The sequence below is a fragment of the Allobosea sp. GW821-FHT09G06 genome, assembly GCF_059416005.1.
In genome coordinates this window covers 335,612-355,607 of record NZ_JBWKOI010000004.1, presented here as the reverse complement: position 1 = coordinate 355,607, position 19,996 = coordinate 335,612, and the positions used below count along the sequence as shown (strand labels likewise).

Sequence of the window (19,996 nt, the reverse complement as noted above, 5' to 3'; positions counted from 1 at the left end):
GGGAGAGACACCATGGCTGACTACGACATCATCGTCATCGGCTCCGGCCCCGGCGGCTATATCGCCGCGATCCGGGCGGCGCAGCTCGGCTTCAAAACCGCGATCGTCGAGCGCGAGCATCTCGCCGGCATCTGCTCGAACTGGGGCTGCATCCCGACCAAGGCGCTGCTGCGCTCGGCCGAGATTCTGCATTACGGCCAGCACGCCAAGGATTACGGACTGGTGCTGGAAGGCTCGTTCAAGGCCGATCTGGAAGCGATCGTGAAGCGCTCGCGCGGCATCGCCACGCGGATGAACAACGGCGTCCAGTTCCTGATGAAGAAGAACAAGGTCGACGTGATCTGGGGCGAGGCCAAGCTGACCAAGCCCGGCACGATCACGGTCGCCCCGACCAAGAAGCCGGCCATGCAGCCGCAGACGCCGCCGCCGAAGAACGCCAAGGGCGAGGGCACCTATACCGCCGATCACATCATCGTCGCGACCGGCGCCCGGCCGCGCGCGCTGCCCGGTCTCGAGCCGGACGGCAAGCTGATCTGGACCTATTTCGAGTCGATGGTGCCGGCCAAGATGCCGAAATCGCTGCTCGTGATGGGCTCCGGCGCCATCGGCATCGAGTTCGCCTCGTTCTACCGGACGATGGGCGTCGAGGTCACTGTGGTCGAGGTCCTGCCGCAGGTCGTGCCCGTGGAGGATGCCGAGATCGGCGCCTTCGCCCGCAAGGCCTTCGAGAAGCAGGGCATGAAGATCCTGACCGGCGCCAAGGTGACGAAGGTCGAGAAGGGTGCCGACTCCGTCACCGCCCATATCGAGGACGAGAAGGGCGGCAAGCAGACGATCACGGCGGACCGGATGATCTCGGCCGTCGGCGTCGTCGGCAATATCGAGAATCTCGGGCTCGAAGCGCTCGGCGTGAAGACCGATCGCGGCTGCATCGTGATCGACGATCTCTGCCGGACCAACGTCAAGGGCGTCTATGCGATCGGCGACGTCGCCGGCCCGCCGATGCTGGCCCACAAGGCCGAGCACGAGGCGGTGATCTGCGTCGAGGCGATCAAGGGCCTGCATCCGCACCCGATGGACAAGCTGATGATCCCGGGCTGCACCTATTGCCACCCGCAGATCGCCAGCGTCGGCCTGACCGAGGCGAAGGCCAAGGCCGCCGGCCACGAGATCAAGGTCGGCCGCTTCAACTTCGTCGCCAACGGCAAGGCCGTGGCGCTTGGCGAGGATAGCGGCATGGCCAAGACGATCTTCGACGCCAAGACCGGCAAGCTGCTCGGCGCCCATCTCGTCGGCCCGGAAGTGACCGAGCTGATCCAGGGCTTCGTCGTCGCCATGAACCTGGAGACGACCGAGGAAGAACTGATGCACACCATCTTCCCGCATCCGACCCTGTCGGAGGTGATGAAGGAGAGCGTGCTCGACGCTTACGGCAAGGTCCTGAACGCCTGAGGCATACGACGATGACGGAGAGCCTGCGGAGCTGGCTCTCCGCGGGCGCGATGGCGGCGGGGGAACAGCCATGAAGCGCTTGGGTGTGAGGTTTCTCGCCGTTCTCGCGGCTGCCTTGTTCGGCAGCGTCGGGGCCCTGGCCTGCGAAGGCGACAAATGCGCCAACGGCCTGGCCTATGAGGCTTTCGGCGCGGCGCCGGGTGGTTCGCGCCCGGTGCTGGCCGTCTTCGTCCATGGCGACGTCTCGGCTGGTGGGCCGGCCGATTACATGTACGCCTATGCCCGGCAATTCGTCTCCGGACGCAAGAACGTGGTGGCCGTCGCCCTGCTGCGACCCGGTTATTACGACCGCACCGGCCATCGCAGCGATGGTTCCGACAACGGCCGGCGCGACACTTTCCACTCCGGCAATAACCGTGCCGTCGCCGGGGCGATCAGCGAGCTGAGGCAGCGCTATAATGCCCGCAGCGTGGTCGCCCTCGGGCATTCGGGCGGAGCCGGCACGATCGGCGTGGTGGCCGGCAACAATCCCGGCCTGATCAACGGCCTCGTGTTGGTCTCCTGTCCCTGCGATGTGCCTGCCTGGAATGCCAGCCGCGGCCGGCGGCCCGGCTCGGCCCAGTCGCCAGTCGACTATGTATCGGACATTCCCGGCGGTACGCCGATCGTCGCAGTCACCGGTCAGGCCGACGACAATACGCGTCCGGAGCTGGCGACGGACTATGTCGCCAAGGCGCAGGCGCGTGGCCTGCCGGCGAAGGCGCAGATCGTCGGCGGCGGGCATGGTTTCAATGGCGCACTGGCTGGAACCTCGGTGTCCGCACTGGGCGCCATGGCGCGCTGATCCCTAGCGAAAAGGGGGCAGGGATCGGCTTGGCGCCGGCCCATCCGCGCTCCATATTGCGCCGATGCCGCCACGCACCCGCAAATCGTCCAAGCCTGATCGCGTCGTCCGCGACGAAGAGATCGAGATCCTGCCGCCGCGCCGGACGCTGCCGCTCGACTGGAGCGTCATCGTGCCGACAGTGGCCTTCGGCACGATGACGGGCTTTGCCGCGAGCCTGGTCGTTGGTGGCGGCGGCCTGATCCGCCATGCGGTCGTCGGCGTGCTCGGCATGCTGATCGGGCAGGGCATCGTGCGCCTGACGGGCTGGCGCCTGAACACCGGCTACAGCTTCCTCGACGACGCCGGCATGGCGGTCATCGGCGCCATCCTCGTCATCCTGCTGGCGCGTTTCATCGCCTGAGATAACATCGCGGCCGGAACCGGCTCAGGCCGGGACCGTTGATGGCGCGCGCATCCGCGCATGGCTAGGGGGATACCCGCGATGGAAAGCTTTGCCGCCACCATGGCCCAGCCAGGCTATGGCTTCTTCATGACGCTGTTGATCGGCGTCCTCGCCGGCTGGATCGCCGAGCGCCTGACCTCGTCCGATCACGGGCTCTTCACCAATATGCTGGTTGGTGTCGCTGGCTCCTTCGTCGGCGCCAAGGTCGCGGAACTCCTGGCGATTCCGGTCTTCGGCTTCTGGCGGACGCTGGTTGCGGCGGTCGCCGGCGCCATCATCGTCATCGTGATCTGGAACGCGGCCCGCCGCCGCAGTTGAAGCTCAGGTGAAGCTCTCTTGCCGGGGCCGGGAGTTGCGGCTGAGCGCTTTGAGGATTAGCTAGAGGAAGCCGGCTTGGCCGGCTCCTGCTGTTGAAGCCCGGACCCCGTTATGGCGCTTGTTCTCGACCTGCTGAACCGCGATCCGCGGCCCAATGCCGGCAATCCGAAGGCGCAAGCCACGGAGGTCCGCCACCCCGAGAAGCAGAAGCGGCCGGAGAACCCGGTCCTGCGCAAGCCTGACTGGATTCGGGTCAAGGCGCCGGGCTCGCCGAAATGGGCCGAGACCCGGGCGATCGTGAAGGCCGAGAAGCTGGTCACGGTCTGCGAGGAGGCCGGCTGCCCCAATATTGGCGAGTGCTGGGAGAAGAAGCACGCCACCTTCATGATCATGGGCGACACCTGCACGCGGGCCTGCGCCTTCTGCAACGTGAAGACCGGCGTGCCGCAGCCTCTCGACCTGGAAGAGCCGCGCAAGGTCGCGGAAGCCGTCGCCAAGCTCGGGCTGGAGCATGTCGTGATCACCTCGGTCGACCGCGACGACCTCAAGGACGGCGGCGCCGAGCATTTCGCCAATGTCATCCACGCGATCCGCAAGGCTTCGCCCGGCACCACGATCGAAATCCTGACGCCGGACTTCCTGCGCAAGCCGGGCGCGCTCGAAGTCGTCGTGGCGGCCCGCCCTGACGTCTTCAACCACAATCTCGAGACCGTGCCGGGCAAGTACCTGAAGGTCCGTCCGGGCGCCCGCTATTTCCATTCGCTGCGCCTGTTGCAGCGGGTGAAGGAGCTCGACCCGACCATCTTCACCAAGTCCGGCATCATGGTCGGCCTCGGCGAGGAGCGGAATGAGGTGCTCCAGCTGATGGACGACCTGCGCTCGGCCGAGGTCGATTTCATGACGATCGGCCAGTATCTGGCGCCCTCGCGCAAGCACCACGCCGTGATCCGCTTCGTCACACCCGACGAGTTCAAGAGCTTCGAGACCATCGCCTATGCCAAGGGCTTCCTGATGGTGTCCTCGACGCCGCTGACCCGCTCCTCGCATCATGCCGGCGAGGACTTCGCCCGTTTACGGGCCGCGCGTGATGCCCAGATCGGTATCGGCCACAACCGCCGCGGCTGAGAAGGCACGTCCTCAATGCCGATGTTCAACAGCACCCGCCGGGTGAGGCACTCGCCCGAGCAGATGTTCGCGCTCGTCGCCGATGTCGAGACATATCCGCAATTCCTGCCGCTCTGCGAGGGGCTGACGGTGCGCCGGCGCACGCCGCGCGAAGGTGGCGGCGAGGTGCTGCTGGCCGACATGAGCGTCGGCTACAAGGCGATCCGCGAGACCTTCACCAGCCGCGTCACGCTCGATCCGACCAATCTCAAGATCCTCGTCGAGTATGTCGACGGGCCGTTTCGCTATCTGGAGAACCGCTGGACCTTCAAGCCGCATGAGACGGGTTGCGAAATCGGCTTCTTCATTTCCTACGAGTTCGCCAGCCGGATGCTCGGCCTGCTGATGGGCGCGATGTTCGACAAGGCCTTCCGCAAATTCGCCGAAGCCTTCGAGAAGCGTGCCGAGCTGGTCTATGGCCGGAATGCCCCAACGGCAGTGACGAGGTCTTAAGTCCTGCATGGCATGGTTCGGCGCTCAGCCGAGGACATGCCCATGGACGGATCCGCAGCGCAGACCGCCGATCGCCTTCAGACGCGCCGTCTGGCGGCAACGCTTCCGGTCTATGTCGCGACGATCTTCGTCTCGGCTTTCCTGCTCTTCGGCATCCAGCCGATGTTCGCCAAGATGGTGCTGCCGAAGCTCGGCGGTTCGCCCGGCGTCTGGTCGGTCGCCATGGTGTTCTTCCAGGCGGTGCTGCTCGCGGGCTACGGCTATGCCCATCTGCTGGTGAGCCGCCTGACCTTGCGCCGCGCCGCGCTCGTCCACCTCACGCTGATGATCGTGGTCCTCGCCGTCAACCTGCCGATCCATATCGCAGCAGGGTTCGAGCGGCCGCCGCAGGAGGGGGAAGTCTTCTGGCTGATCGGCCTGTTCACGGCCTCGGTTGGCCTGCCCTTCTTCGCCGTCGCCGCGAATGGGCCGCTGCTGCAGGCCTGGTTCGCGCGGAGCGGGCATAGCCATGCCGCCGATCCGTATTTCCTCTACGCCGCCTCGAATGTCGGCAGCTTCCTTTCCCTGATCGCCTATCCTTTCGTGATCGAGCCCCTATTGCCGCTCGCCGTACAGGCCTCGGCCTGGACCTGGGGCTTCGCTCTGCTGCTGGCCGGGATCGCGGCTTGCGCCGGGCTTGCCATCGGGACGAGGCGCGCAGACACGCCAGCAAGTCTCGACACCGCAAAGGCCGCTCCCCTCACCATCGCCCAGCGCTTCAGCTGGGTGGCGCTCGCCTTCGTGCCCTCGGGGCTGCTGGTCGCGGTCACCGCGCATGTCTCGACCGATGTCGCCGCGGTGCCGCTGCTCTGGGTCGTGCCGCTGGCGCTGTTCCTTCTCACCTTCGTCATCGTCTTCCAGCGCCGGCCCATTCTGCCGCATCGCTGGATGCTGCATCTCCAGCTCGCCCTGACGGCGCTGCTGCTGGTGGCAATCGTCGCAAAGCTCGATATCGGCTGGATCGGCACGCTCGCCCTGCATCTCGGCCTGTTCTTCACCACAGCCATGGTCGCCCATGGCGAGCTGGTGAAGCGCAGACCCGCCGTGGCGCACCTGACCGAATTCTATCTCTGGATGTCCTTTGGCGGCGTGCTCGGCGGGCTGTTCTGCGGCCTGCTGGCGCCGGTGATGTTCAACTCGGTCGCAGAATATCCGATGCTCCTCGTTGCCGGGCTGCTGTGCCGGCCGGGCTTCGCCGCGATCAGGATGTCGCCCCGCATCCGCTTCGCCTTGGCCGTGGCTGGAGTGAGCGCGATCATCGGCATTGTCCTCGGCGAACAGAGGCGCACGGATTCCATCCGCTCCTTCTTCGGCGTCCACCGCGTCTTCGAGACAGCGGACGGGCGCTTCCGCGATCTCGCCCATGGCACGACGGTGCATGGTACGCAGCGTATCCGCAATGACGACGGCAGCGCCGTCACCGGGCGCCCCGAGCCGCTGACCTATTACTTCACCGGCGGCGGTATCGCGGACGGTATCGATGCCTTGCGTCGGGCCCAGGGCGGCGTGCTCGGCAAGGTCGCGGCTGTCGGCGTCGGCACGGGCTCGCTCGCCTGCCAGATCCGTCCGGGCGAAAGCTGGAGCTTCTACGAGATCGACCCGCATGTGATCGGCATCGCGACCGATCCCGCTCGCTTCTCCTTCATCAACCAATGCGCCCCCCGCATCCCCTTCGTGATCGGCGATGCCCGGCTGACGCTGAGCGATGCAACACCGGGGTCGCTCGATCTGATCGTGATCGACGCCTTCTCGTCGGATGCCATCCCCGTGCACCTGCTCACCAAGGAGGCGATCGGGCTGTACCTCTCGCGGCTCGCTCCAGGCGGTGCCATGCTGTTCCACATCTCCAACCGGCACATGGATCTCGGCCCCGTGGTCGCCGCGACGGCCAAAGAGCACGGGCTGCTCACCTGGCTCAGGGAACCCAGCCAGACTCCGCAGCTGACGCATGAGCGCAAGGTCTCGCCACGCGTCGCGATCGTCGCGCGCAGTGCGGCCGACCTGCGCTTCGCCGAGGGCGAGAACTGGCGGCCTGTCGAGTCTGCAGACGTGAAGCCCTGGCGCGACGACTATGCCGATGTCCTCGGCGCGATCATGCGCAAGTCCCGATAGGGGAGCGACTCAGGGCCCGCCCAGCACCGCGTCGCGCAACAGGTCGAGTGCTTCCAGCACGCTGAGGCGACGGATCTCGTCGCGCGACTGTTCGCCGAAGCGGCGTTCGCGATGGCGCGTACCGGAAGGGCCGGCGCAGGCGAAATGAACCAGCCCGACCGGCTTCTCGACGCTGCCGCCGCCAGGGCCGGCAACGCCAGTGATCGAGACCGCGAAGCTGGCGTCGAGGCGCGTGCGGCCACCCTCTGCCATCGCGCGCGCCACCGGCTCGCTGACGGCGCCATGCTGCTTGATCAACGCCATCGGAACGCCGGCGAGCGCGGCCTTCGCCTCGTTGGAATACGTGATGAGGCCGCCCTGAACCATCGAGGACGAGCCGGCAATGGCCGTCAATGCGCCGCAAACGAGGCCGCCGGTGCAGGATTCGACCGTCGCGACCGTGAAGCCGCGCTGCAGGCTCATGTTCAGCAGTTCGGCTGCGAGCGAGCGGATATCGAGATCGAACATGGCTAGTCCTCCTCGGGCAGGCGGATCGTTGCCGTCCCAAATGCGACGAGACCCTCGCGCCGCCCGGTAAAGCCCATCCGCTCCGAAGTCGTCGCCTTGATCGCGACCTTGCTTGAGGGAATGCCGGCGATCGCCGCGATCTCGGCGCGGATGGCTTCGCGATGCGGGCCGACCTTCGGCGCTTCGCAGACGATTGTGAGGTCGAGGAAATCGATCCGCCCACCGCGCTCTCGAACGCGGGCCGCCGCGAAGGCGAGGAACTGGGCTGACGCCGCGCCGCGCCATTGCGGATCGCTCGGCGGGAAATGCGTGCCGATATCGCCGTCGGCGAGCGCGCCGAGCAAGGCGTCGGTCAGGGCATGGAGTGCGACATCGCCATCGGAATGGGCGATGACGCCCTGGTCATGACCGATCCGAACGCCGCCGAGCCAGACATGGTCGCCCGGCCCGAAGGCATGGACGTCATAGCCGGTGCCGACCCGGGTGACGAGCGCCTTGCCCGGATGGGCTGCGGCCCGCAGGAAATCCGCCGCATGGGTCAGCTTCACATTGGCTGGGTCGCCCTGGAAGGTCGCGACCGGATGACCGGCCCATTCCATCAGGGCGGCATCGTCGGTGAAGCCGTGCAGCAAGGCAGCTTCAGCGGCTTCATGGGCTTCCAGCAATGGCTTGAAGCGGAAGGCCTGCGGCGTCTGGACCGTGACCAGCTGGTCGCGCGGCGGCGTTTCGGCGACATGGCCATCGGCGCTGGTGCGTTTCACGGTATCGGTTACCGGCAGGGCAGGGATGGCGGCGATCGCGCCGGCGCCGAGCCGGTGGATCGCGGCACTGATCTGTGCGCGGGAGACGAAGGGACGGGCGGCGTCATGGACCAGCACGATGCCGTCGAAGCCCTCGCGGGCGAGCGCCAGCAATCCGCGCCGCACCGAGGCCTGCCGTGTCGCGCCGCCCAATGTCGGAGCCACGAGCCGGGCGCTGTCGATCCCGGCCATGGCATTGGCATAACGCACCTCGTCGCCTTCGCCGATCACGATGGCGATGCGCTCGATCGCCCGCTCCGCCAGGAAAGGCATCAGCGCGTGGGCGAGCACAGGGCGGCCCTCGACCAGCCGGTACTGCTTCGGCTCACCTTCGCCGGCGCGCAGGCCACGGCCGGCCGCTACGAGCAGGGCGGCAACGGGCAGGGACGCATCGGAATGAGGGAGCACGGCGCTGGGTCCTGGCTGCAAGCGGGTCATGGGCGCATGCCATAGCCAATTCTGTAGCGCTGGGGCAGGGGGTGCGACGATGTTGCATTGCAACATCAACTTATGGGCGCTTGCGCTCATGCAGCATTGTCCAATAAATATGCATGCAGAGAAATGCCTTAAAAGCAGGCTGAAGCTTTGGACATCGCAGGTATCCCGATCGCGTCCCGCGCCTTCCTGGCGCCGATGTCGGGCGTGACAGACATCGTCATGCGTCGCTTGGCGGCCCGCAGCCATGCCGGCATCGTGGTGTCGGAGATGGTCGCGTCCGACGAGTTCGTGCGCGGGAGCGAAGAAGCGCGCATTCGCGCCGAGGGCGAGGGCGTCTCGCCGCATGTCGTCCAGCTCGCCGGCTGCGACCCGTACTGGATGGGGGAGGCAGCCCGGCTGGCCGAAGCCAATGGCGCCGATATCGTCGACATCAACATGGGCTGCCCGGCCAAGAAGGTAACGGGCGGTTGGGCCGGTTCCGCCTTGATGCGCGATCTCGACCATGCGATCGCGCTGGTCGAGGCGGCCGTTGCTGCCACGACTGTGCCGGTGACGGTCAAGATGCGCCTCGGCTGGGACGATGCCTCCCGTAATGCGCCGGAGCTCGCGCGACGGGCCGTCGATGCGGGTGCGCGGATGATCACGGTCCATGGCCGCACGCGCCAGCAGTTCTACAAGGGCACAGCGGACTGGCGGGCAATCGCAGCGGTGCGTGCCGCCGGCGACTTCCCCCTGGTGGCCAATGGCGACATCCACGATGTCGCGGATGCGCGAGCCTGCCTTGAGCAATCAGGCGCCGATTTCGTCATGGTCGGTCGTGCCGCGCTTGGCCGGCCCTGGCTGGTCGGCGAGATCGGCGCAGCGCTCGACGGGCGTGAATTCCGGCCGCTGACTTTGGCCGAGAAGCTCGCGCTGGCCTGCGAGCATTACGAGGGCCTGCTGGCCCTGATCGGCGTCGCGCATGGTGTTCGTCACGCCCGCAAGCATCTGGCGGCCTATGCGGATGACGCCGTGACCGATGGCTGCGAGCCCGATGCGGACCTGCGCCGCAGCCTGCTGACATCTGACGAACCCCGGAAGGTCCTGGCGGCCCTCTCGGGACTGTTTTCGACCGACCGCAGCCGCGCAGCGGCCTGACGCGGAGAGGATGAGCCGATGACGGCGATGTTTGCCGACAAGGGCCTTGGAAGCCGCAGCACCTACCTGCTCGATCCGATCGAGGTTCAGGCGCTGAATGTGCTGCCCATGCCGGTGCTGGTAATCGGCGAGAGCCATGCGGTGCTCTACGCCAATACGGCAGCCGAAGATTTCTTCCAGTCAAGTGCCGCCCTGCTGAAGCGCCAGCGCATCGACGATCTCATCGCCTTCGGCTCGCCGGTGCTTGGGCTGATCGAGGAGGTGCAGCGCCGTGGCGCCAGCGTCAGCGAATACCGCCTCGATCTCGGCACGCCCCGCCTCGGAACCGATCACATCGTCGATGTCTTTGCCTCTCCCTTGCCCAGTCAGGGCGATGCAGTCGTGCTGATGCTGCAAGAACGGACAATTGCCGAAAAAATGGACAGGCAATTGACGCATCGCGGGGCAGCCCGCTCGATCACCGCGCTCGGCGCGATGCTGGCCCATGAGATCAAGAATCCGCTTTCCGGCATCCGCGGTGCGGCGCAGCTGCTCGAAGGCTCGATTGGCGACGAGGATCGGATGCTGACGCAACTGATCTGCGACGAGACCGACCGGATCGTGAAACTGGTCGAGCGCGTCGAATTGTTCGGCGACGAGCGGCCGAGCGAGCGCGACGCGGTCAATGTCCATGACGTGCTCGACCATGTGAAGCGCCTCGCCCAGTCCGGCTTCGCCCGGCATATCCGCTTCACCGAGACCTACGATCCCTCGCTTCCGCCGGTCGCCGGCAATCGCGACCAGCTCGTCCAGGTGCTGCTGAACCTCGTCAAGAATGCTGCCGAGGCGATCGGCGAGGGCGCTATCGACGGCGAGATCACCCTGACGACCGCCTATCGCCCGGGCATACGCCTGCAGGTGCCCGGTTCCTCGGAACGCATCGCGCTGCCGCTTGAAATCGCCGTGCGCGACAACGGGCCCGGCGTGCCTCCAGATCTGGTGCAGCACCTGTTCGATCCCTTCGTCACGACCAAGGCCCAGGGAAGTGGCCTTGGACTTGCACTTGTCGCCAAGGTGATCGGCGATCACGGCGGAATCGTCGAATGCGAGTCCGTTCCGCGCCGGACGCATTTCAGGATCCTCCTGCCCCTGCACCAGCTCAGGTCGGGGCAGGCAACGTAAAGGCCTCAAGCAACACATGCCGACCGGTCACATCCTCGTCGCCGACGACGACGCCGCGATCCGCACCGTCCTCAACCAGGCGCTCGCCCGTGCGGGTTATGAGGTCAGGACCACGGGCCAGGCTGCCACGCTCTGGACCTGGGCTGCCCAGGGACTGGGCGATCTGATCATCACCGACGTGGTGATGCCGGATGGCAACGCCTTCGACCTGCTGCCGCGCATCAAGCGCGTGCGGCCCGAGCTGCCGATCATCGTGATGAGCGCGCAGAACACCTTCATGACGGCGATCAAGGCCTCCGAGCGCGGCGCCTACGAATATCTGCCGAAGCCCTTCGACCTGAAGGAGCTCGTCGCCATCGTCGGCCGCGCCATGTCGCGCCCGCGCGGCGAGGCGGTCCGCGGTCATGCGGCCGAGCCCGAGGACATTCCGCTGATCGGCCGCTCTCCGGCGATGCAGGACGTCTATCGCGCGCTCGCCCGCCTGATGCCGATCGACCTGACCGTGATGATCAACGGCGAATCCGGCACCGGCAAGGAGCTGGTCGCCCGCGCGCTGCACGACTACGGCAAGCGCAAGAACGGCCCCTTCGTCGCGATCAACATGGCGGCGATCCCGAAGGACCTGATCGAGTCGGAGCTGTTCGGCCATGAGAAGGGCGCCTTCACCGGGGCACTCACCCGCTCGTCCGGCCGCTTCGAGCAGGCGGAAGGCGGCACGCTCTTCCTCGACGAGATCGGCGACATGCCGATGGAGGCGCAGACGCGCCTCCTGCGCGTCCTCCAGCAGGGCGAATACACCACGGTCGGCGGGCGCACCCCAATCAAGACCAATGTCCGTATCGTCGCCGCCACCAACAAGGACCTGCGCATCTCGATCGCGCAGGGCCTGTTCCGCGAGGACCTGTTCTTCCGCCTGAACGTCGTGCCGATCCGCCTGCCACCCCTGCGCGAGCGCATCGAGGACATTCCCGACCTCGTCCGCCACTTCTTCACGCTGGTCGAGAAGGAGGGGCTGCCACGCAAGCAGGTCGATTCGGAAGCGATGGACGTGATGCGGCAGTATCGCTGGCCGGGTAACGTCCGCGAGCTGGAGAATCTCGTCCGGCGTCTGGCTGCGCTCTACCCGCAGGAGACGATCACCGCGCCGATCATCGAGGCCGAGCTGCAGCCGGCAGCGGTGGGGGCAGGCTTTATCAGCAGCACCGCAACGCCGGAGCGCGCCGAGACCCTGTCGGGCTCCGTCGAGCGCCATCTCGGCCAGTATTTCGGCGGATTCGGCGACAATATCCCGCCGCCGGGCCTCTACCACCGTATCCTGCGCGAGATCGAGCCGCCTTTGATCGCCGCGGCATTGGCCGCCACGCGTGGCAACCAGATCCGCGCGGCGGAGCTGCTCGGCCTCAACCGCAACACCTTGCGCAAGAAGATTCGCGAGCTCGACATGCAGGTGGTGCGCTCGCCCCGCTAGAGGGGTGGCTTCACCGCCTTGTGAATGTCATATTTTGACAACACCGTTGCGGCGGCGCATCAGTGGCGCCCTGCAGGCATGATCGGTTCGCGGTCCCTGCCATATCGGAGTTGTCGGGAAACGTGTCCGCTTCTGTCAACGAAGCCAGAATGATGCCGCGCGGCGAGGAGAAGTCCCGCCGCGTCTCGGGCTGGGTCGGCGGGATCGTCGTCGCGCTGGCACTGATCTCGGCATTGCTCACCTTCCTCGTGCTGTCCGGTGCGACGCCGATCGTGCCGGTCCACGAGGTCGTGGTCGGCGTCTTCGTGCTCAACGCGCTCCTGATCCTGCTGCTCGTGGTCATCGTCGCCGTCGAGGCAGCGGTCCTGATCCGCGCCCGCAAGGCAGGGGCGGCGGCGGCAGGGCTTCATGTCCGTATCGTCGGCCTGTTCAGTATCATCGCCGCTCTGCCGGCGGTGCTCGTCGCCATCATCGCGACCGTCACGATCGAGCGTGGGCTGGAGCCGTGGTTCTCGGACCGGATGCGCGATGCGGTGTTCAAGTCGGTCGAGGTCGCCGATGCCTATGCCGCCAGCCAGTGCCGCTCTCTCGGACGCGAGATCCGCGTGCTTGCCGACGACCTGAGCCGGGCCAAGCCCGCCTTCGACGTCGATCGCAAATGGTTCGAGAACTTCCTGACAACGCGCGCGACCGCGCTCGGCGTCCCCGTCGCCGCGATCATGCAGCCGCCGGACAAGATCGTGGTGCGCGCCAATATCAACGTGCTGCGCGACCCGCCCATGCCGGATCAGGCCGCCTTCGACGACGCGCGCTCCGCCCCAGAGCCGATCTGCGTCATCCCGCGGACGGGCACGGTATTCGGCGCCGTGATGAAGCTGCCGGCCTATGACAACAGCTTCCTGCATGTCGCGCGCGAGGTCGACCCGCTCGCGGTCGAGTTCCCCTCGGTGGCGCGTGGCGCGGCCGTCGAATATCTCTCGATCGATGCCCGCCGAAAGGGCGTGCAGATCGCCTTCGCATCGATGTACGGCCTGATCGCGCTGATCCTGCTGCTCTCCGCGATTTGGCTGGGCTTGAGCTTCGCCAACGGCCTCGTCGCGCCGATCCGCCGGATGATCGACGCGACGGACCAGGTCTCGAGCGGAAACTTCTACGTCCAGGTGCCGATCCGGCGAGCGGAGGGCGACCTTGCCCATCTTGGCGAGACCTTCAACAAGATGACGGCGGAGCTGCGCCGCCAGCGCGACAGCCTGGTCACGGCCAGCGAAGTCATCGACCGGCGCCGGCGCTTCACCGAGACGGTCCTGTCCGGCGTCTCCTCCGGCGTGCTCAGCCTCGACAGCGACGGCCATATCACCACGATCAACCGCTCGGCCGAAAGCTTGCTCGGCACCGGCGGGCGGCTGCTCGGCAAACCCATTGCCGAAGCTGCGCCGGAAGTGGCCGGCTTCGTCGCGGAAGCCCTGCAGAACCGGCAGCGCCAGAGCTCGGGCCAGGTCGCCTTCACGCGCGCCGGCCAGGACCGGATGGTCAATATCCGCGCCGTCAGGGAAGGCGAGGGGATCGGGGCCGGGCTCGTGGTGACGCTCGACGACATCACCGATCTCGTCTCGGCCCAGCGCACGGCCGCCTGGGCCGACGTCGCCCGCCGTATCGCGCATGAGATCAAGAACCCGCTGACGCCGATCCAGCTCTCGGCCGAGCGCATCAAGCGCCGCTTCGGCCGCGTCATCACCGAGGGCAAGGACGTCTTCGACCAGTGCACCGACACGATCGTGCGGCAGGTCGAGGATATCCGCCGCATGGTCGACGAGTTCTCCTCCTTCGCCCGCATGCCGAAGCCGTCGCTCGCCCGCGAGGATATCGTCGAGACGGTCCGGCAGATCATCTTCCTCTGGCGGGTCGGCAACCCCCAGACGACGATCGCCGAGGTCTTGCCGGCCGAAGCCGTGCCGGCGCGCTTCGATCGGCGCCTGATCTCGCAGGCGCTGACCAACGTCATCAAGAACGCGACCGAAGCGATCGAGGCCGTGCCGGCGGAGGAGCGCGGGCAAGGCCGGATCGATGTCCAGATGGCACGCCTGGACGACGGCCGGATCGTCATCGACATCATCGACAACGGCAAGGGCCTGCCCGCGGACCAGCGGCAGAAGCTGCTCGAGCCCTATATGACGACGCGCGAAGGCGGCACGGGCTTAGGCCTCGCCATCGTCGGCAAGATCCTGGAGGACCATGGCGGCGGCATCGAATTGCTCGACCGCCCGGATGCCGCCAGCGGTGCAAGGGGTGCGCGCATCCGCCTCTGGTTCCCCGAGACAGGCCCGGCGCAGGACACTGAGGGCGGCGATGCGACCGCCCAGCCGGACAACGGCACGCGCAACACGGATGATTCAAGGAATGGGATACGCCTATGAGCGCTGACATCCTGGTAGTGGACGACGAAGTCGATATCCGCGATCTGGTCGCCGGCCTGCTGGAGGACGAGGGTTACCGGACCCGCAAGGCGGGCTCCGCCGACGAGGCGCTGGCCGCGATCGCATCGCGCCGCCCGAACCTCGTCTTCCTCGACATCTGGCTGCAAGGCAGCCGGCTCGACGGCCTGCAGGTCCTGGAGCTGATCAAGGAGAACCATCCCGATCTCGCGGTGGTGATGATCTCCGGCCACGGCAACATCGAGACGGCGGTCTCGGCGATCAAGAGCGGCGCCTACGACTTCATCGAGAAGCCGTTCAAGGCCGACCGGCTGGTGCTGGTCGCCGAGCGAGCGCTGGAAGCCTCGCGCCTGCGCCGCGAGGTTCGCGAGCTCAAGACCCGCTCGGTGCAGGCAGACCGCATCGTCGGCCGCACCACGGTCGTCAACCAGCTGCGCCAGACGATCGAGCGCGTCGCGCCGACCAATGCGCGCGTTCTGATCACCGGCGAGCCCGGCTGCGGCAAGGAGCTCGCGGCGCGTACGCTGCACAGCGCCTCGACCCGGTCGAGCGGACCTTTCGTCGTCATCAACGCGGCGACGATCACGCCCGAGACGATGGAGGAGGAGCTGTTCGGCATCGAGGGCGGCGACGGGCGCGGGCGCCGGATCGGCGCGCTTGAGGAGGCCCATGGCGGCTCGCTCTATATCGACGAGATCGGCGACATGCCGCGCGAGACGCAGAATCGCATCCTGCGCGTGCTGGTCGACCAGAACTTCCAGCGCGTCGGCGGCGCGACCCGCGTCCATGTCGATGTCCGCGTCATCTCCTCGTCGAGCCGTGACCTGGCCCAACTCATCGCCGACGGGCATTTCCGCGAGGACCTCTATCACCGCCTCAGCGTCGTGCCGATCAAGGTGCCGCCGCTGTCGGAGCGGCGCGAGGACGTGCCCGAGCTGATCGAGTTCTTCATGGATCAGATTTCGGTCGCCAGCGGCCTGCCGAAGCGCCAGATCGGCAGCGACGCCATGGCCGTGCTGCAGTCGCATGAATGGCCCGGCAACATCCGCGAGCTGCGCAACAATGTCGAACGCCTGATGATCCTGACCAAGGGCGATCCGACGGCCGAGGTGACGATCGAGATGCTGCCGGCCGAGGTCGGCGCCATGGTGCCGACGACGCCGTCGGGCTCCGGCGGCGAGCGCCTGATGAGCCTGCCGCTGCGCGACGCGCGCGAAATCTTCGAGCGCGAATACCTGATCGCGCAGATCGCGCGCTTCTCCGGCAACATCTCGCGCACGGCCGAGTTCATCGGCATGGAACGCTCGGCGCTGCACCGGAAGCTGAAGTCGCTCGGCGTCGGCTAGCCATGGAACCGAGCACCTCGCCCCTGACGGAAACGTCCAAGGCGAGGTGATTGCAAGCCGTCAAGCGCGCCACGCATGCCCATTTGCACGCTACGCAGGCGGCATGCGTCTAAAGTCGGCAATGCTGCACTTGCGTTGCGGATGAAGACGACGATCTAATGGAGCATCGGTGTTCCGACGCTGGTGGAATGCGCCGCCGGCCTGAAACGGAACGAATTGGATCGCTGGATTTTAATCCGATCGGCGATCCCAACAACAGGGACTACCCATGGCCGCCGAGCGGGCACAGAATCTCCAGGACACTTTCCTCAACCATGTGCGCAAGCAGAAGATCCCGCTGACGATCTTCCTCGTCAACGGCGTGAAGCTGCAGGGCGTCGTCACCTGGTTCGACAACTTCTGCGTGCTGCTGCGCCGTGACGGCCATTCGCAGCTCGTCTACAAGCACGCGATCTCGACCATCATGCCCGGCCATCCGGTGCAATTGTTCGAGCCCGAGGAAACGGACAAGAACTGATTTGGCGACAAGCCACAAGGACGACAAGGATCGAGCGGCCACGCGCGTCACAGGCGCGAAGCCGCTCGACGAGATCGAACGCGACATCGCGGCGAATACGCGCGCCTTCGTCGTGGGACCCTACCTGCAGAAGCGTGGCATCGCGGTCGATGCCAACCAGCGCTCCTTCGCGGCGCGGCTGGACGAGGCTGTCGGGCTCGCGGCCGCGATCGACCTGACCGTCGTCGAGCCGGTGCAGGTGCTGCTGACCGCCTTGCGCCCTGCGACCTATCTCGGTAAGGGCAAGGTCGAGGAGCTGGCCGAGCGCATCAAGATCGAGGAAATCGGGCTCGTCGTGATGGACTGCGCGCTATCGCCGGTCCAGCAGCGCAATCTCGAAAAGGCTTTCGGCTGCAAGGTCATCGACCGCACCGGCCTGATCCTCGAAATCTTCGGGCGGCGCGCCCGCACCAAGGAAGGCGCGCTCCAGGTCGAGCTTGCGCATCTCAATTACCAGAAGAGCCGATTGGTGCGATCCTGGACCCATCTTGAACGCCAGCGCGGCGGCTTCGGCTTCCTCGGTGGCCCCGGCGAGACCCAGATCGAGGCCGACCGGCGCATCATCCAGGAGCGGATGACGAAGATCGAGCGTGATCTGGAGAGCGTGAAGCGTACGCGCTCGCTGCATCGCGCCAGCCGGAAACGCGTGCCTTATCCGATCGTTGCGCTGGTCGGCTACACCAATGCCGGCAAGTCGACGCTGTTCAACCGGCTGACCTCGGCCGAGGTGCTAGCGCAGGACATGCTCTTCGCCACGCTCGACCCGACGGCGCGCGCGATCAAGCTGCCGCATGGCGCCCGGATCATGCTCTCTGACACGGTCGGCTTCATTTCCGACCTGCCGACGCAGCTCGTCGCCGCCTTCCGCGCCACGCTGGAGGATGCGATCGAAGCCGATGTCCTGCTGCATGTCCGCGACGTCGCGCATGAGGATACGCAAGCGCAGGCCGCCGACGTGCAGGCGATCCTGCGCGATCTCGGCATCAATCCCGACGATGGCCAGCGCGTCATCGAGGTCTGGAACAAGGCCGACCTGCTTGACCCCGCCGAACGCGAGCGCCAGCTCGGCATCGCGACACTGAGGCCCGATGGCTCGCGCCCGGTGCTGGTCTCGGCGCTGACCGGGGAAGGCATCGAGCGCCTGACGCGTTCGATCGAAACCCGCATCGCGCATAGCCGCCCAGTCTATACGCTGGAGCTTGCGCCGGGAGACGGCAAGTCGCTCGCCTGGCTGCATGCCAATGGCGAAATCCTCCAGCGCGAGGATGGCGAGGATGGCGGGCTGAAGCTCGTCGTGCGCCTGCCGCTGGAGCGGGAAGGGGCGTTCACGGCGCGCTTTCCCGATGCTGAGCGGCAGCGGTAAGCCCTGCCGCTGCTAGCCGGCGGCCTTCTCCCGCTGCTTCACCGCCTGCCAGAGCGCTTCCATCTCGTCGAGGCTGGCCTCTTTCACAGTTCGGCCTTCGGCCTCCAGCGCTTCCTCGATGCCCTTGAAACGGCGCTCGAACTTGGCGTTGGCGGCGGCAAGGCAGCCTTCCGGATCGGCATCGGCGTGGCGGGCGAGATTGGCGACGACGAAGAGCAGGTCGCCGATCTCCTCATGGATCGCGGCCTTGTCGCCGCCGGCCAAGGCCTCGTCGATCTCCTGCGTCTCTTCCCGGATCTTGTCGAGCACGAGGCGCGCATCGTTCCAGTCGAAGCCGACGGTCGAGGCGCGGGCCTGCAATTTCCAGGCGCGGGTGAGGGCGGGCAAGGTATGCGGCACGCCGGCGAGCACGCCGCGCTCCTCCGTCTGCGGCGGCAGCCCGGCCGCTTCACGCGCCGCCGCCTTGGCGGCCTTCTCCTCAGCCTTGATCCGGTGCCAGAGCACCTTCACCTCGGATGGCGAGAGATTACGTGCATCACCGAAGACATGCGGATGCCGGCGGATCAGCTTGGTGGTGATCGCCTCGACCACGTCGGGAAAGGCGAAGGAGCCTTCTTCCTCGGCCATGCGGGCGTGAAACGCGACCTGCAGGAGCAGATCGCCGAGTTCGTCCTTGAGGTCGAGCTTGTCGCCGCGGGCGATGGCATCCGCGACCTCATAGGCCTCCTCGACGGTGTAGGGCGCGACCGAGGCGAAATCCTGCTCCAGGTCCCAGGGGCAGCCGGTTTCCGGCGTGCGCAGCGCGGCCATGATCGCGATCAGGCCGTCAATGTCGCGAGAGGGCTTCAACGCTGCATGTCTCCGTGATGTCAGGCGGAGCATTGCGCGAAAGGGGAAACCGGTTTTCGCTGAGGCAATGCGCAAAACTTTGATAATCCTCCTCCCATGATTCAAGCCACCCCGTCCATCGCGATCGACGAGAGCGAAATCGAGGAGAGTTTCGTGCGCGCCTCCGGTCCGGGCGGCCAGCACGTCAACAAGGTCTCGAGCGCGGTGCAAATCCGCTTCGACGTGCGCCGCTCGCCGTCGCTGCCGAACGATGTCGCGATCCGGCTGATGAAACTCGCCGGCAGCAAGCTGACGCAGGAGGGCATCATCGTCATCGTCGCGCAGACGCATCGCAGCCAGAAGCGCAATCGCGAGGAGGCAGTGGAACGCCTGCTGGAACTGATCCGGGCTGCCGCCGTGCGCCCGCAGGTAAGGCGGGCGACGAAGCCAACCAAGGCCTCGAAGGAGCGCCGGCTCGCGTCCAAGGAGAAGCGCTCCGGCGTCAAGGCCGGCCGGCAGAGGCCGGCTTCTGACTGACATGGCGGATGAAGACGACAGGCAAGGGCAGGGCGCACGCCCCGTCCGGGCGCCGCGCCGGATCACGGCCGCTTATCTCCAGCGCGCGGCGATGCATTATCTCGAGCGCTATTCGGCACCGGCCGCGCAATTGCGCCGGGTGCTGGCGCGCAAGATCGCCCTGAGCTGCCGCCATCATGGCGAAGACCCGGCAGCGCACGCGACCGCGCTTGAGGATGTCGTCGCGCGCTGCATCGCGTCCGGTCTGGTCGACGACCAGCGTTTCGCCGAGGCAAGAGCCGCGACGCTCCGGCGCCGTGGCCGCTCGGCGCGCGCCGTGGCCGCCACGCTCACCGCCAAGGGCGTTGGCCGCGAGCTCGCGAAACAGGCCAGCAGCGTCGACGAGGTGGAGGAGTTGGCCACGGCCCGGAAAACCGCGCGGCGCAAGCGGCTGGGTCCCTGGTCGCGGGGAGACCGGGCGGCGAACCGTCAGAAGGATCTGGCGGCGATGGCGCGGGCCGGCTTCACGATGACGATCGCCCGTGCCGTCATCGACGGTGCGGCAGACGAGGACACGAACGGCGACACACTGACCTGACAGCGGTGGCCGCCGTCGT

19 protein-coding genes are annotated in these 19,996 nt (G+C 66.8%); 16 read left to right on the top strand and 3 right to left on the bottom strand.

What is annotated here, in order from left to right; translation table 11 throughout:
* Window positions 1-12 precede the first annotated feature (12 nt).
* The 7 genes from lpdA (at window position 13) to AC07NY_RS20895 (ending at window position 6,827) form a co-directional block, all read left to right on the top strand.
* On the top strand, window positions 13-1,452 hold the full coding sequence (gene lpdA / locus AC07NY_RS20925) for a dihydrolipoyl dehydrogenase (protein WP_494585401.1): 1,440 nt from the start codon (window positions 13-15) through the stop codon (window positions 1,450-1,452).
* Window positions 1,453-1,522: 70 nt separating this feature from the next.
* The gene (locus tag AC07NY_RS20920) at window positions 1,523-2,296 is read left to right on the top strand and encodes an alpha/beta hydrolase family protein (protein ID WP_494585400.1); all 774 of its coding nucleotides are present in this window, start codon (window positions 1,523-1,525) and stop codon (window positions 2,294-2,296) included.
* 64 nt (window positions 2,297-2,360) lie between these two features.
* A complete protein-coding gene (locus AC07NY_RS20915; RefSeq protein ID WP_494585399.1) occupies window positions 2,361-2,699 on the top strand; it encodes a GlsB/YeaQ/YmgE family stress response membrane protein in 339 nt (112 codons plus the stop codon).
* Window positions 2,700-2,780: 81 nt separating this feature from the next.
* Window positions 2,781-3,059, top strand: a complete 279-nt coding sequence (locus AC07NY_RS20910) for a GlsB/YeaQ/YmgE family stress response membrane protein (protein ID WP_494585398.1) — start codon at window positions 2,781-2,783, stop codon at window positions 3,057-3,059.
* Between the two features lie 111 nt (window positions 3,060-3,170).
* Window positions 3,171-4,184, top strand: coding sequence for a lipoyl synthase (lipA, locus tag AC07NY_RS20905; RefSeq protein ID WP_494585397.1), 1,014 nt, complete (start codon window positions 3,171-3,173; stop codon window positions 4,182-4,184).
* 15 nt (window positions 4,185-4,199) lie between these two features.
* Complete coding sequence (locus AC07NY_RS20900; protein ID WP_494585396.1) at window positions 4,200-4,676, top strand: type II toxin-antitoxin system RatA family toxin; 477 nt, start codon at window positions 4,200-4,202, stop codon at window positions 4,674-4,676.
* Between the two features lie 42 nt (window positions 4,677-4,718).
* Entirely contained in the window at window positions 4,719-6,827 is a 2,109-nt protein-coding gene (locus AC07NY_RS20895) for a fused MFS/spermidine synthase (RefSeq protein WP_494585395.1), read from the top strand.
* 9 nt (window positions 6,828-6,836) lie between these two features.
* Here AC07NY_RS20895 and AC07NY_RS20890 read toward each other — a convergent pair whose 3' ends face one another.
* On the bottom strand, window positions 6,837-7,334 hold the full coding sequence (locus AC07NY_RS20890; protein WP_494585394.1) for a CinA family protein: 498 nt from the start codon (window positions 7,332-7,334) through the stop codon (window positions 6,837-6,839).
* A 2-nt stretch (window positions 7,335-7,336) separates the two neighbouring features.
* Complete coding sequence (locus tag AC07NY_RS20885) at window positions 7,337-8,542, bottom strand: bifunctional 2-C-methyl-D-erythritol 4-phosphate cytidylyltransferase/2-C-methyl-D-erythritol 2,4-cyclodiphosphate synthase (protein ID WP_494585393.1); 1,206 nt, start codon at window positions 8,540-8,542, stop codon at window positions 7,337-7,339.
* A 177-nt stretch (window positions 8,543-8,719) separates the two neighbouring features.
* On the opposite strand from AC07NY_RS20885, the gene dusB reads away from it, so the two are divergent.
* From dusB to hflX, 7 genes are all read left to right on the top strand, one after another.
* The gene (dusB, locus tag AC07NY_RS20880; protein WP_494585392.1) at window positions 8,720-9,709 is read left to right on the top strand and encodes a tRNA dihydrouridine synthase DusB; all 990 of its coding nucleotides are present in this window, start codon (window positions 8,720-8,722) and stop codon (window positions 9,707-9,709) included.
* A 27-nt stretch (window positions 9,710-9,736) separates the two neighbouring features.
* Window positions 9,737-10,870: a two-component system sensor histidine kinase NtrB gene (locus tag AC07NY_RS20875; RefSeq protein ID WP_494585491.1), complete on the top strand. Its 1,134-nt coding sequence runs from the start codon at window positions 9,737-9,739 to the stop codon at window positions 10,868-10,870.
* A gap of 16 nt (window positions 10,871-10,886) precedes the next feature.
* Complete coding sequence (ntrC, locus tag AC07NY_RS20870; protein ID WP_494585391.1) at window positions 10,887-12,338, top strand: nitrogen regulation protein NR(I); 1,452 nt, start codon at window positions 10,887-10,889, stop codon at window positions 12,336-12,338.
* A gap of 149 nt (window positions 12,339-12,487) precedes the next feature.
* Window positions 12,488-14,752: a sensor histidine kinase NtrY-like gene (locus tag AC07NY_RS20865; protein ID WP_494585390.1), complete on the top strand. Its 2,265-nt coding sequence runs from the start codon at window positions 12,488-12,490 to the stop codon at window positions 14,750-14,752.
* Window positions 14,749-16,116, top strand: coding sequence for a nitrogen assimilation response regulator NtrX (gene ntrX, locus AC07NY_RS20860; RefSeq protein WP_494585389.1), 1,368 nt, complete (start codon window positions 14,749-14,751; stop codon window positions 16,114-16,116). The genes AC07NY_RS20865 and ntrX overlap by 4 nt, the downstream gene beginning before the upstream one ends.
* A 268-nt stretch (window positions 16,117-16,384) precedes the next feature.
* On the top strand, window positions 16,385-16,633 hold the full coding sequence (gene hfq / locus AC07NY_RS20855) for an RNA chaperone Hfq (protein ID WP_038365847.1): 249 nt from the start codon (window positions 16,385-16,387) through the stop codon (window positions 16,631-16,633).
* A 73-nt stretch (window positions 16,634-16,706) separates the two neighbouring features.
* Window positions 16,707-18,035 (top strand): GTPase HflX, encoded by a 1,329-nt coding sequence (hflX, locus tag AC07NY_RS20850; protein ID WP_494585490.1) that lies wholly within the window; start codon window positions 16,707-16,709, stop codon window positions 18,033-18,035.
* Window positions 18,036-18,047: 12 nt separating this feature from the next.
* Here the strand turns inward: hflX and mazG are convergent, their stop codons facing one another.
* On the bottom strand, window positions 18,048-18,884 hold the full coding sequence (gene mazG, locus AC07NY_RS20845) for a nucleoside triphosphate pyrophosphohydrolase (protein WP_494585388.1): 837 nt from the start codon (window positions 18,882-18,884) through the stop codon (window positions 18,048-18,050).
* A 96-nt stretch (window positions 18,885-18,980) separates the two neighbouring features.
* On the opposite strand from mazG, the gene arfB reads away from it, so the two are divergent.
* A complete protein-coding gene (gene arfB, locus AC07NY_RS20840) occupies window positions 18,981-19,400 on the top strand; it encodes an alternative ribosome rescue aminoacyl-tRNA hydrolase ArfB (RefSeq protein WP_492286243.1) in 420 nt (139 codons plus the stop codon).
* A 1-nt stretch (window position 19,401) separates the two neighbouring features.
* Window positions 19,402-19,977, top strand: coding sequence for a regulatory protein RecX (locus AC07NY_RS20835; RefSeq protein WP_494585387.1), 576 nt, complete (start codon window positions 19,402-19,404; stop codon window positions 19,975-19,977).
* Window positions 19,978-19,996: the final 19 nt, after the last annotated feature.

Coding starts and splice junctions, on each gene's coding strand:
- lipA (WP_494585397.1), top strand. CDS start 3,171: ATGGCGCTTGTTCTCGACCTGCTGAACCGCGATCCGCGGCCCAATGCC.
- hfq (WP_038365847.1), top strand. CDS start 16,385: ATGGCCGCCGAGCGGGCACAGAATCTCCAGGACACTTTCCTCAACCAT.
- AC07NY_RS20920 (WP_494585400.1), top strand. CDS start 1,523: ATGAAGCGCTTGGGTGTGAGGTTTCTCGCCGTTCTCGCGGCTGCCTTG.
- lpdA (WP_494585401.1), top strand. CDS start 13: ATGGCTGACTACGACATCATCGTCATCGGCTCCGGCCCCGGCGGCTAT.
- ntrX (WP_494585389.1), top strand. CDS start 14,749: ATGAGCGCTGACATCCTGGTAGTGGACGACGAAGTCGATATCCGCGAT.
- AC07NY_RS20910 (WP_494585398.1), top strand. CDS start 2,781: ATGGAAAGCTTTGCCGCCACCATGGCCCAGCCAGGCTATGGCTTCTTC.
- ntrC (WP_494585391.1), top strand. CDS start 10,887: ATGCCGACCGGTCACATCCTCGTCGCCGACGACGACGCCGCGATCCGC.
- AC07NY_RS20875 (WP_494585491.1), top strand. CDS start 9,737: ATGTTTGCCGACAAGGGCCTTGGAAGCCGCAGCACCTACCTGCTCGAT.
- AC07NY_RS20835 (WP_494585387.1), top strand. CDS start 19,402: ATGGCGGATGAAGACGACAGGCAAGGGCAGGGCGCACGCCCCGTCCGG.
- AC07NY_RS20865 (WP_494585390.1), top strand. CDS start 12,488: ATGATGCCGCGCGGCGAGGAGAAGTCCCGCCGCGTCTCGGGCTGGGTC.
- arfB (WP_492286243.1), top strand. CDS start 18,981: ATGATTCAAGCCACCCCGTCCATCGCGATCGACGAGAGCGAAATCGAG.
- AC07NY_RS20895 (WP_494585395.1), top strand. CDS start 4,719: ATGGACGGATCCGCAGCGCAGACCGCCGATCGCCTTCAGACGCGCCGT.
- AC07NY_RS20900 (WP_494585396.1), top strand. CDS start 4,200: ATGCCGATGTTCAACAGCACCCGCCGGGTGAGGCACTCGCCCGAGCAG.
- AC07NY_RS20890 (WP_494585394.1), bottom strand. CDS start 7,334: ATGTTCGATCTCGATATCCGCTCGCTCGCAGCCGAACTGCTGAACATG.
- AC07NY_RS20915 (WP_494585399.1), top strand. CDS start 2,361: ATGCCGCCACGCACCCGCAAATCGTCCAAGCCTGATCGCGTCGTCCGC.